A 13098-nucleotide genomic window follows, 5' to 3' on the forward strand; every position below is an offset into this window, starting at 1 on the left:
AAAGTAGAAATTGGAGAAAAAAAACATAGCCGGTTTGCCCTGAAAAGGTTACAATATATAAGATGTTTTCTGAACGCCTCCTCATTGAAGATCATTTTTTCGTTGAATACAGGCTTGGAATTAAAACTTCATTGCTATAAAATTATAATCCGGGAGGCATTGCATGAAACAAAGAAATAAAGTGGGATTACTGATTTCACTGATTATACTCATTGGCATTGCTGCCATTGTTTGCTTTAGTTTTTTCCTTTACAGCACAATCATCAAAGATGATATTTTGAATATTTCCAAACTCACATCAACGAATATTTATTCTGAAATCAATAACGAACTCACAAAACCCATATTTGTCAGCCTAACCATGGCTAATGATACCTTTGTCAAGCAATGGTTACAGCAGGAGAACACCATGGAACAGCAGGATATTATCAATTATCTTAATGGGATTCGGAATAAGTATAACTATCATTCCGTTTTTTTAATCTCCGAAGCATCCCACGACTATTATCATTATAACGGTCTTTTTAAAACTATTTCGAAGCAAGATAGTCACGATCAGTGGTACTATGATTTCATCAGCCAGGATAATCTCTATGCTTTGGATGTGGATCAGGACGAAGTCGATCACCAGCTTCTGACCATCTTTGTGAACAGTAAAATCTTAGATGATCAGAGCAACTTACTGGGGGTTGCGGGTGTGGGCATTGAGATGACCTATGTCCAAAATCTTCTGGAGAATTTTGAAGAGGCTTATGAGCTGGAAGCCTTTCTGGTAGATGAGAACGGCCTTGTTCAAGCTCATACCAATGCTGATTTCATCGAAACACGAAATTTAAATGATCAGGAACTGTATTCAAAAATAGGCCCCTCGCTTTATGATAAAACGAATACCATCAACGTCTTTGCTCCCAATGACTCAAATAATCAGCAATACATTATCAGTCATTATATTGAAGAACTTGACTGGTACCTGATTGTGCGTAAGGACACCGCCATCTTAGCCCAATCCTTTAATAAACAAATGTATTATGATCTATTCATTATTATTTTAGTTCTGGCTTCGGTGCTTTTTATTGTTCAGAAAATCCTTAAAAGTCACGATAGCGAAATGCAAAATTTAGCTCTGCTTGATACCTTGGGTATTTTATCCAATCGAAAGGACTTCGATCAGAAATTAAAAACGACCCTTTTACAAAACGAAGGCAACGACTTAACCTGGTCGGTATTTCTGATGGATCTGGATCACTTTAAAATAATTAACGATACCCATGGTCACTTACAGGGCGATCAGGTTTTAAAGCATGTAATGACGCTTTGCAAATCCGCACTGAAGGACCATCTGATCACCCGCTGGGGCGGTGACGAGTTTAGCGGCATCCTCTATCTGGACGGTGTTAAAGCGGTTGCAACCCTTGAAGCATTACGACTTCAAATCATGAACGATCCGATGCTTTCCGAATTCAATATCACTGTCAGCGTGGGGGTGACCGAGGCACGTGACATCGATACCGAGGATACGATCATCAAACGGGCGGACGGGGCATTGTATCACTCAAAGAGTTGCGGTAAAAATCAAGTTTCGCTGGCATAACCATAACTTGTTTAAGGACTTTTTCAGGCAGAAAAGAGGCAATCGCAAATAAATGCAACTGCCTCTTTTCTTATTATTCATGCCGCTTATTTTTATTTCCCTGGGATTGCTAACCCCAAAAGTTTATGCTTTACAACTCAACTTGTGCTTTAACACAATCGATTACGGCCTTGGCAAAAGCACGACAGGCCGCATCGCAGTCTGATGAGGTACCGGTGAGAATCGCCCCGCTTCGGTTTGCGCTCGTTGGCGTGTCCCAAAATTCAACAACCTTCACCTCGGTGGTTCTCAGTGCCTCATCAACGCCGACAATCCCCTCTAGTGGCGGTGCGGATACATAGGCGATGGATGACCCTTCGGGAAGATTCAGTCTTGTGGCAAAATAACTTCCGATACTGGCAATGGTCTGCGTAAAATAGGTAATGCTGCCATCATCATTGGCACTGTATAAGCCTGACTTATTGCTCACAAAATCAACGATGTAACTAAGCCCGGCTTCCACATCGTCAATGGAAGTCCCAGAAATAACCCCAAGCATTTGACCCCCGTTTTCGCAGCCTACCCCACCATAGCTTGACCTTGCATAGGCTGCACATATATTGGCCCCTTTGGTCGCCTCATCAATGGCCACATAGCCGGCTTCATCGGTTTCGGTGGTAAAAATTCCAATATCGGAATGTTTTTCCGGAAGCCCGAATTTTTCTTTCATAATATCTTCCACGGCGGTTAACAGTTTTGCTGAAACAATCTTCGCTTTAATTAAATCACCGGTCATTTTTTCCTCCTGGTATTAATTATTTTTCATTAGTTTATTAATACCCAAGTTTAGGAAAATAACTCTTTATCTTTATTTATCCTACTCGGCCTCCCGCAGCCTTTCGACGATGCTTTGCTTATCCGTCACGGTAAACAACACCAGCGGAATAATCACACCCAATACAATAAGCAGCGGCAATACCAACACCAAGGGCCAGATAATAAAGTGATAGCTGAAAAACCATAACTGTCCGCAAAACCATTGGACAATTAAGAGTGAAAAAATCACGCCAAAGAGCAGCGAAAACACCGCGGTACCCAGAGCATAATAAAGACCTTCACAACCCAGCATCCTGCGGAGTTGTGGCCTTGTCATCCCGATGCTTTCCAGCATCGCAAATTCCTGACGCCGGGTGATGATGCTCGTCAGCATGGCATTGATGAAATTGAGAATGCCGATTAACCCAATGATAACACTGAGCGCTCCGCCGATCATGATCACCGTACTGCGCATGCCTTCAAATTCAGTGGCCGAAACCAGTTTTGAGGTATAATTCATTACCGGCTCCACATTTTCAGTGTAATTTCCCAAATAGTTGCCCATCGCGGCTTCATAACGGTCCTCGACATTAAAGGCATAGCTCATCATCGCAGGCTGGGCCACCAGTTGGGTGTACACATCGGCCGGCAGGTAAAAGGTGTAGCCCCAGGCAATCCGGTCGGAATTTGAATAGGTTTTGATTGCCACATGACCCAGCACCGTAAATTCCCGGGCAGTGTATGCCCGCTCGTCGAGGCTCTCGCCGGTTCCCTTCTCGTTGTGGAGCGTCATCGTTTGCCCGGTCTGATAATGAATGCTGTCCATTTCCGGATTTCCGTTATCATCCAGTTTCACCCCCTCTAAAATATAGTTTCCGGTCGCCAGTTTGTCGTAATCAAGCGCGCCGTCAATTAATTCCAGCCGTTCCAGAGGCAAGCCATCAAGACCATACACCGCGGCAATAAAATCCCCGTATTCGTTACTGTTTATCCCGGGACTGGGATTGTTTTCATCGGTGACGGTAAACGGCTCTTCTCGGCCGCCGTATAAACCGCCGCCTTTTTCAAAACCGGGTTGGCTTTCCACTGCACTGACAAAGCTTGCCGTGGTTTCATTCGCCTTCCCGAAAAAGTCGTTTTGGAAGTAATCTGCGTGGGCAATTAAAAAATCCGTATCCACAAATTTGGACAGATATTTATCCATATCGATGCTTTGGGAAAGGGTAAACACTGTATTTAAGAGCACCAGACTGAGGGATAAACTGACGATTACCAGCACGGTGCGCTTTTTATTTCGTCCCAAATTAGCCAGCGCCATTTTTATTGGTTTCCCGCCAGCTTTCGATTTTCGGATTTTATTTCCGGATTTTACGTTCCCATCCGTATAGCGGACCGCTTCCACCGGAGAAACATCCGCCGCCATTTTCCCGGGTTTACGGGTGCTGATTAGCACCGTCGCGACCACGAACACCGTTGATCCAATGAAAATCCAGGGATTTGGCGCCACCGACACCGAACTTTCGGAATAACTGGACTGTTTGATAACTAAGGGTACCAGGGCTTTCCCGATGAAAAATCCGGCCAGTAATCCAATTGGTATGCCAAGCACCGAAAGGAAGATTGCCTGCCTGCGAATCAGACCCCGGATTTGCCGGCCGGTGGTCCCAATGGTTTTCAGCAAACCGTAAAAACGCATGTCCCGGATAACCGATATTTGAAAAATATTATAGATAATCAGATAGCCGGTGAAAACAATCAGGGCCAAGGCTGACACCAGCGCAATCATCGTTCCCGCATCGATGCCAAAATTCGTGGAAAGATAGGCCCAGTTAACGTTATGGTCCAGATAATTGGGGGCCGTCTCATCAAGCGAATAGCCGCTGTCAACAAGAACGGTATTTAGTTTGCTTTCCAAATCGAGACTGTTTTTGAACATAATAACGGGGTTGATCGCTCCGGTCAGAGAGTGATCCTCGCTGTAGTTGTTTTGCAATTCTGCCATATGCGCATCGACATAGGCCCGGGATGTGAGAATCTGTCCCACATTGAAGGTTGGATCGCTTTCCCACCAGCCAGCCAGCACAAAATCCCGTTGGACGTTCGCACCCCGAATGTTCAGGGTTAGGGTGATGGGCGCCCCGACTTCCTGGGGCACACCAAGCAGGGACAGGGTTTTTGTATCGGTAATGATCTCATTTTCTGCCGCCGGTTTATGTCCGCTTGTGGGCTCGCAGAAACCTAAACGCAATCCGACATCATCCAGATACCATAGCTCCGCATGACGTTTAAGGAATTCCGGATTCTCCAAACCATCACAGAGCATCCGGTTGTAGGAAATCTCTTTAATCAGCGGATGATCTTTCACCTTATTAAAATCGTCGTCGCTGATGTACTTCAATACCGCATGCCCGTCGCCGCCGGCCTGGCGCATGGTGGCTTCCTGAAGACTTTTCACCGTGCCGATGCCCAGGGTAAAAAGCGTGGTGAACAGAATGGCCGTCAGAGCGATGGCACAAACTGCAATGATGTTTCGTGAGCGATTGGCTTTCAGACTCCGCCAGGAGAGCTTGGCAATAACCTTTTTGCTGTTTACCTTAATCATTTTCGCGCTCCAACCGTTATTTTTCCGTCTTCAATCCGGATGATGCGATCTGCCAACTGGGCAATTTCCTCATTATGGGTAATCATTACTATAGTCTGCTTAAACTGCTGACTGGTTACTTTTAAAAGCCCCATCACATCCAGACTAGTTTTACTGTCGAGATTGCCGGTTGGTTCATCGGCCAGAATAATGGCTGGTTTTGCGGATAATGCTCGGGCAATGGCCACCCGCTGCTGCTGTCCTCCGGACAGGTTATTCGGCAGGTTTTCCAGTTTGCTGTGAAGTCCCAAGGTGTTGATGATCTGATCCACATAGGCGGTATCCGGTTCATTTCCATCCAGCTGAATGGGCAAGACAATGTTTTCATAAACATTCAGAACCGGCACCAGATTGTAGTTCTGAAAAACAAAACCGATTTTTCGTCTCCGGAAAATGGTCAGCTCCTCATCTTTAAGTGAAAAAATTGGTTTGCCATCGACGATAACGGTACCGCTAGAGGGCCTGTCCAGCCCGCCCAACATATGGAGAAAGGTGGATTTCCCGCTGCCGGAGGTTCCGACAATAGCCACGAACTCACCATTCTCTATGGTGAGGTTTATCCCATCCAGAGCTTTCACCGTGGTATCACCGGTTCCATAATATTTCTTTAAATCGTTTGTTTCCAAAATTGTCATTGCTTTCCCTCCAAATGATAAGAATATGGGTATCCGAAATTCAGCCTGTTGCCAAACAAAGGGATGTCAACTTACTGAGTTTCTTGCGTCAATAAAAAAAGACTGTACAGAATTTCTTCATTTGTACAGTCTACCATAACAATCTATCGACGTTCTTTCCAGAATCTAACAGTTTTGACAGATTCTATTTCGCCATGGGCAAAAAAACCGAAAACGTCGCACCGTTACCCCGGGATGAAGCAACCTTGATATAGCCCTGCTGCCGCCCGATAATCTCCCGGGCCAGGAAAAGCCCGATGCCCGCCCCTTCCTGGGCCATTACTGCCTGGGAGCGGTAAAAGCGGGTGAATATCTGGCTCTGTTCCGCTTCATCAATGCCGATCCCCTCATCGATGACATCAATGCGATAAAACAGTTCATAGGGCCTGGTTTTGATGATAATGGCGGTGCCATTCGGTGAATATTTAACCGCATTGTCGACCAGATTATAAAGGGCTTCGATTGTCCACTTCATATCAAAATGAGCATGATCGGATGTCTCGTTGATGATGACGGCGATGTTTTTCTGGTCCGCCCGGGGTTTGACTTCCGCAGCCACTGAATCCAGCAGCGTCTGCACCGCTGCATTCTGAGGAGAAACAGTGATGATCCCGGTTTCAAGCCGTGATGTTTTCACCAGGGCTCCGATCAAAAAGCTCAGCTTTTCTGCCTGTTGGGACAAAGCGTTGACGCAAATCTTGCCCTCCGCGGTTAGCTCATATTCGGAAAGAAGCTGAGAATACAGCAAAATATTGGCAATCGGAGTTTTGGTCTGATGCGAAATATCGGAAATAAGGGTCTTAATTTCTTCCTTTTCGGAGGTCAGATTTTTTGAGGATACCGAACATCCGGACAGATACCGGCTCATTTTTGCTTCAAGCGCCGATAGCGTCGATTCATCGTAGATTTTCTCAGAAAAGCTGCCATCAATTGCGCTATCAAGCATTTTATTCAGACTGTCCATAAGTCGTTTGCTTTGATTCCGGGCCCCAACAACACTGCTGACCGCCACAAGCAGTGCCAGTAGTGCGCCGGTCATACAAATCATATCAAATGCATTCATATGACCTCATCACCCAGGTGTAGCCAATCCCATAGACGGTCTTTATATACCGGGGTGCCGAAGGTCTCTCCTCCAGTTTATCCCGGAGCCGTTTAACCGTTACCGATAAGGCGTTTTCGTCCACATATTCAGCACCGTCGGTCCAAATCCGATCCACCAAATCAGCCCGGGAAACAATATTGCCTTTGTTTTCGATCAATACTTTGAGCAGCTTTTGCTCTGTTTTGCTGAGTTCAATGGGGATCCCATTTTTTGCAAAGGCCATCCGGTCAAAGGCAAATTCAAACCCGTCAATCTGAATGATGGGTGGTGTTCCCGTCTTTTTTTTGCGCAATTGGGTGCTGACCCTGGCTCTGAGCACCATTAAGCTGAAGGGTTTCGTGATGTAGTCATCCGCCCCCAACTCCAAACCGGTGACAATATCCGTTTCCATATCATTTGCCGTTAATACGATCACGGGCACAAGGGAATCTTTACGCAGCTCGGCCAATAACGCAAGGCCGTTGCCATCCGGTAAATTTATATCCAAAATCACCAAATCAAATGCCTGGTTCTCCATTTGTCCTTTTGCCCCGGCAATCGTGTCTGCCTGAAAGAAACTATATTTATCATCTTTGAGGGCCAACACAATCCCATTACTCAACGCCATATTATCTTCAACAATTAAAATCTTATCCATCGTCCACCTCTATTGCTAAAGATTATACCACTGACCAAACTAAATTTCTATTTCCAATTCATTTAAAAAAACGGCGGTTCTTTAGCAACATTTTTAAAGCTCTCTGGCTATTTCATAGGCATCCCAAATGGCATACATGATGTTATTGACATGTCGGGAATCCCCCACATTGTAAACCGGAACCTTACTGTCAAGTTTAATCTGATTATACAGGCTGTCCTCAGCTTTATAGCCAATGGCGATAATAACGGTATCCGCTAACATTTTCACCTCACCATCCGGGGTTTTTAGGATGATACTTTCTTTTTCAACGCTGAGAGCCTTGGTGCTTTTATAAACTTTAACCTGATGGTAGGCCAGTTCATCTTTCAACATATCATAATTCATAAAGGGCATGCCATGGGGGCCCCCGGCGATGTCCGGCGACATCTCAACAATGGTCACATTTTTTCCCTGTTGGGCCAGCCACAGTCCGGTTTCACAGCCGACCAATCCGCCGCCGATGATCAGAACTGTATCACCGATGGGTTTCGTCCCCAGTAAGGCTTCACTGGCGGTGATCACTCCCCGGGCATGGCCGAATTTGCCAAGAATTGGCTGGGAACCGGTTGCCACCACCACAATGTCATCCCCCTGAATGGCAATCTTTCTTTTATCCATAGTTGTATCTTTTTTGACCATGACCAACAGCAGTTCAAGCTGTCTTTCATACCATGCCAAAAGCTTTTTATCATTGCTTTTAAAATCCGGAATACTTCCGGGGATTAAGTTACCGCCTAGTTTATGGGACTTTTCACAGAGCGTCACCATATGTCCGCGGAGGGCGCAAACCCGGGCCACTTCCATTCCGGCCAAGCCTCCGCCGATAACCAGAACCGTTTTCTTTTTACTGGCCGGCTCGATGCCATATATTTTTTCCCGTCCCACTTCGGGATTCACCGCACAGCACAGCGGCCCATGAGATATTCTACCAAGGCAGCCTTCATGACAGGACAAACAGGGGCGAATCTCATCCAGTCGTCCCTGTCTGACTTTTTCCGGATAATAGGGATCCGTGAGCAGGGGGCGGCCATAGCTGACAATATCACAGGAGTCCCCAATGGCTTCGCAGGCCATGTCCGGGTCATCCATTCGGCCCGCCAGAATGATCGGCACATTGACATGTTTTTTTAGAATTCGGCCAAACTCCCGATACATGCCGCCGTCTTTAAAATACATGGGCGGATGGTTCCAATACCAGGAATCATAGGTGCCAGCGTCCACGTTCAGGGCATCGTATCCGGCGGCCACCAATAGCTTCGCCGCTGCGATGCCTTCATCAACATCTTTTCCGACCTCGTCAAAGGTTTCTCCCGGCAAAGCACCCTGCCGCAGGCCTTTCATAAAGCTTTTAAGACTGTAACGCAGGGTAACCGGATAATCCGCGCCGCAGACACCTTTAATAGCCTTTACAATCTCGGTTGAAAATCTCAAGCGGTTTTCTAAACTACCACCAAAGGCGTCTGTCCGTTTATTGAAAAATGAAATGGCAAACTGATCCAGAAGATAGCCTTCATGAACCGCATGAATTTCCACCCCGTCAAATCCGGAAGCTTTGGCAACAGAAGCCGACATTGCAAATTTTTTAATGACATTTTGGATTTCGTCAACCGTCATTTCACGGTGAATAATTGATGGATCCCATCTATTTTCCTGGTCGGATGGGGCGATATACTTTTTAACAAATCCCGGCATCGCACTTCTTCCCAAACCTGCCGTTAATTGCATAATGACCTTTGCGCCGTAGGCATGAATCCGCTCGTTCATCTGGGTTCCCGCATAAATGAAGGCAAGGGGATTAATGGTTGGACAGGGAATAACGGGTTTGGCCATGTCTTCAGCATCCAAATCAACACTGCAAATTCCCGTAATAATCAGACCGGTTCCACCTTTCGCTCTTTCCACATAGTAATTCTGGCCCTTCTGGTTAAATGCACCATTATCATCGGCAAAGCCGATGGGTCCCATGGGAGCCATGGACATTTTATTTTTAATCTGAAGCGTGCCGATGTTTGTGGGCTGAAACAGTTTTGCATACTTGTTCTCCATTAATCTTCTCCTTCCGCATTTCAGGTATTTATCTTAATCGCTGAATATTATAATTGCGCCAGTACTTCCTCCACATCCGGAAGGGCATGGATATCATATTTTTTCACCCAAATGACAATGCCATCCGCACCGATGAGCACATTTGCCCGATCTGATGACCCGCGTTCTTCACTGAATAAGCCATAATTTTTGGTAACTTCGCCTAAGGGATGAAAATCAGCGAGTATTCTAACACCATCCAAACACAATACCCTGGCCCATACCGATTTGCTGGGCTGCGAGTCAATACTAAAACCCAATACCACCGTATTCTTTTCTTCAAAGCTTTTAAAATTTCTTTCCAATGATCGCATCTGATCCATACATACCGCCGTCCATGCCAATGGATGCCATGATAAAAGAACTTTTTTTCCGCTAAAACTGCTGAGTGATATTTCTGCTCCACTTTGATCTTTTAATTTGAAATCCGGAGCCATTTCGCCTACTTTAATGAGGTCTTTCATTGTGATTCCTCCTTCTTTTTTATCGCTTGGGGCATTGCAATACTGTGATGCGCTTTGCAATCTCCTGTTTATATAATCTATAATACCCCTTGATATCTAAGCTTAATCTTAAATTATTGCCTGCCAGCTGAAAAAAACTCAAATCAATCTGCAAACTAATTAATTGCATTATAATCATAGCGGTATTCTCCCGGCGATTATTAAATCATTTTTACAAAAATATGAAAGCACTTACCAAACTCAGTCGCTCCTGGTTTCTGGCGCCTTTATCAATTTGAGTGGTCGCTATTGATCCCGCCTTAAATGCTTTTGAAAACGGACTTTTCGCATAACCCTAATATAGTCATCCTCTGGATTATTCATCTCTCATTATCCGATAATGCTGGCTTTCCTGGCTATCTGTGAAATATTAATCGGGAAAGCCATTTTGAATGTGCTGTTATTTCGCAACGTTATCGAGCAAAGCCTTACTAAACTTTAGGGCGCATTGATATTGGGTGTCTTATTTATATTAATGCCGTTCTGGCTTAATGTCTTTGCTGCGTTGAAAACCCTTATATTGTCAGCATTACTTCATTGTCAATTCTTTAAAGCAGTTGTCAAGCTGATGATAATTTCCTACTTCGGTAGTTGATCAATCATTTAACATTCAATTGATTGATCAACTTTACGATGATGGCTTTAATCAAGAAACGTTTCACAACTCATTAAACTACCTTTCAATCAACTTGATCAAGTAAATGAGTAAGTTGATTGAAGCGTTTGAATTTTGTATAGTTTCGCAACAAAAGAATACCGCCATATTAATATGGCGGTATTCTTTTGTTGCCTATTCAATTATTCTTAACGCTTCTTTTTATCCAAGCTTTTGGGGTTGATTGCTTTTCTCAATCCGTTGATCTTTTGGTAAGTCGACTCCATAAGCTTCTTTTTTCGGGTTCTTGTACCTGTTGAATTTCCTCAATTTGTTTCGGCTGTTCCTGCTGACGACCGATAAGAATCTGGTTGTTTCGATTCAATTCATTGGATTCTTTCAGTCGTTCATTGAGCTCGGCGATCTGCTTGTCTTTTTCCGCAAGCTGTCCGGTTAACAGATTTAAGGTCTCCTTTAAAGTGATTGCCAAGTCATCCTCAATTGTTTGATCAACTGGTTGTCCTGATGATTGATCAACTGGTTGGTCGGCTGATTGCATCACAAAGAGATCCAAAGCTTTTATGCTAAGCGCTTTCTTTCCTTCAATTAATTTAAAATGTTCTTTCAAGTCCTTGTCAAGTCGTTGATAAACCGCTTGAGGGCTTACCCCGGCACGACCTGAAAACTCTTTTATACTTAAGTAAGTGTCTTCCATTCTATGCCCTTCTGCTTATTCCCATTCACGGGATTTATTTTTTTTTAATTCGATACTGGTATTATACACTTAATCTGCATGGACTGTCAGCAATAATTTGCAGATTTTCATAATTTCAATTGAATTAATCAAGACCTGCATAAGCATTCGCCCAATAATTCGAACGATATTTCTCTGCCTTCACATGACAGCATTGCCTTTAAACGTGTTGTCAACTTCTTGTTAAAGCTTGATCAACTTCTTCGTTTCAAACAGCTTGATCCCTTATTTAAAAGCTTTTTCGGATTCAATCGCTTTAATTTTATTGTAAACCATTTGATTTATAATTGAAAACCCACTTGAAAACTTAACCGCGAAGGGCCTTCAAGTGGGTTTAGTATAACCATCTTTGTTTCTTTTTGATACTACTCATCACAATCGATAAGCTCATCTTCTTCAGGTATATAATAATAGTGATCAACAATAATAACTGAGTGGTAGGTATAATCAATCCTGTATATCTCTTCCGAAATAGACTTTTTCAGATCATCATCGCTCCAGTTAATATCAAACGGAACCACAATATCGAAGATCAGATTTGAGTAGTTTTTACCCCAAACCACCCGAAAATCATGCATCCTGATATCCGGCGAAATTTTCTCAATCAAACCCTCAACATTATCTTTTAAATCATTGGTTCTCCCATCATTGGTGACTACCGGGTCAAGATGAATAACCAAATGAATTCCCAAATCCTTTAGAAAATCCCGTTCAATCGTGTCGATGATTTCATGGCTTACTATAATATTCTGCTCCGCCGGTACTTCGCAATGCACCGATGCAAAAAATTTAGTGGCACCGTAACTATGAATATTCAGATCATGAAGACCAATGATATTATCATAACTCAGTATTTTCTTATATATGGTATCTACCATTTCCTTTGTGGGCGCAGTTCCAAGTATGGGATTAGCGGTATCTATAACCAATCTTATGCCGCTTATAATAATAAACAGGGCCACGACGACACCCATATACCCATCCAGATTAAAACCGGTTAAATACGTGATGATGGCGGCAATAAGTACCGCCGATGTCGCCAGAATATCATTTCGGCTGTCAATGGAAGTTGCCAAAAGACTAACCGAGTCAATAATTTTACCAATTTTTTGATAAAAAACGTATTGCCAGCATTTGATTAAAATAGCCATAATGAGAACGAACAACGAAATCATACTGAACTCCGGCATTTGCGGATGCATGATTTTATCGATGGAATTCAGGATCAACTGCAGCCCTAAAAAAAGGACAATGAAGGATACAATTAATCCGGAAATATACTCAATGCGTTCGTGACCATAGGGGTGCTCTGCATCTGCTGGCTTCCCGGCAATTTTAAAACCTACCAGAGTCACAATGGATGACCCGAAATCCGAGAGGTTATTAACCGCATCTGCTGTAATAGAGATACTATTGGAAAGAAAACCAACCGTTATTTTAGACAAAAAAAGCACTAAATTCGACGCAATCCCAAAGATGCTCGCTAATTTACCATAGCTCTCCCGAACTTGGGGATTTGCTGTCTTTTCGTAATTTTTCACGAATATTTTTATTAATCTATTTATCAAAGTTGAACCTGCTTTCCTATAAAAATAAATGGGTAATACATTTAATCATAAGTGTAACCCATAATACCCTGAATTTCAATGCTGTGCAAAAATCAAGAGATATAAATC

10 protein-coding genes are annotated in these 13098 nt (G+C 43.7%); 1 reads left to right on the forward strand and 9 read right to left on the reverse strand.

What is annotated here, in order from left to right:
• Nucleotides 1-163 precede the first annotated feature (163 nt).
• Complete coding sequence (locus tag AKG39_RS03180) at nucleotides 164-1591, forward strand: sensor domain-containing diguanylate cyclase (protein WP_050738906.1); 1428 nt, start codon at nucleotides 164-166, stop codon at nucleotides 1589-1591.
• A 130-nt stretch (nucleotides 1592-1721) separates the two neighbouring features.
• Here AKG39_RS03180 and AKG39_RS03185 read toward each other — a convergent pair whose 3' ends face one another.
• The 9 genes from AKG39_RS03185 to AKG39_RS03225 form a co-directional block, all read right to left on the reverse strand.
• Nucleotides 1722-2366, reverse strand: coding sequence for a BMC domain-containing protein (locus AKG39_RS03185; protein WP_050738907.1), 645 nt, complete (start codon nucleotides 2364-2366; stop codon nucleotides 1722-1724).
• Nucleotides 2367-2447: 81 nt separating this feature from the next.
• Nucleotides 2448-4988 (reverse strand): ABC transporter permease, encoded by a 2541-nt coding sequence (locus tag AKG39_RS03190; RefSeq protein WP_050738908.1) that lies wholly within the window; start codon nucleotides 4986-4988, stop codon nucleotides 2448-2450.
• Entirely contained in the window at nucleotides 4985-5662 is a 678-nt protein-coding gene (locus AKG39_RS03195) for an ABC transporter ATP-binding protein (RefSeq protein WP_050738909.1), read from the reverse strand. Before AKG39_RS03195 ends, AKG39_RS03190 begins: the two co-directional genes overlap by 4 nt.
• A 184-nt stretch (nucleotides 5663-5846) precedes the next feature.
• Nucleotides 5847-6764 (reverse strand): sensor histidine kinase, encoded by a 918-nt coding sequence (locus tag AKG39_RS03200; RefSeq protein WP_050738910.1) that lies wholly within the window; start codon nucleotides 6762-6764, stop codon nucleotides 5847-5849.
• Entirely contained in the window at nucleotides 6751-7443 is a 693-nt protein-coding gene (locus AKG39_RS03205) for a response regulator transcription factor (RefSeq protein ID WP_050738911.1), read from the reverse strand. Before AKG39_RS03205 ends, AKG39_RS03200 begins: the two co-directional genes overlap by 14 nt.
• A 93-nt stretch (nucleotides 7444-7536) precedes the next feature.
• Nucleotides 7537-9531 carry an FAD-dependent oxidoreductase gene (locus tag AKG39_RS03210; RefSeq protein WP_050738912.1) on the reverse strand — a complete coding sequence of 665 codons (1995 nt, stop codon included), beginning with the start codon at nucleotides 9529-9531 and terminating at the stop codon, nucleotides 7537-7539.
• Nucleotides 9532-9578: 47 nt separating this feature from the next.
• On the reverse strand, nucleotides 9579-10034 hold the full coding sequence (locus AKG39_RS03215; RefSeq protein WP_050738913.1) for a redoxin domain-containing protein: 456 nt from the start codon (nucleotides 10032-10034) through the stop codon (nucleotides 9579-9581).
• An 887-nt stretch (nucleotides 10035-10921) separates the two neighbouring features.
• Entirely contained in the window at nucleotides 10922-11383 is a 462-nt protein-coding gene (locus AKG39_RS03220; RefSeq protein ID WP_050738914.1) for a hypothetical protein, read from the reverse strand.
• Nucleotides 11384-11787: 404 nt separating this feature from the next.
• On the reverse strand, nucleotides 11788-12990 hold the full coding sequence (locus AKG39_RS03225; protein ID WP_050738915.1) for a cation diffusion facilitator family transporter: 1203 nt from the start codon (nucleotides 12988-12990) through the stop codon (nucleotides 11788-11790).
• Nucleotides 12991-13098 lie beyond the last annotated feature (108 nt).

Source organism: Acetobacterium bakii, assembly GCF_001263355.1.
Lineage (GTDB): Bacteria > Bacillota > Clostridia > Eubacteriales > Eubacteriaceae > Acetobacterium > Acetobacterium bakii.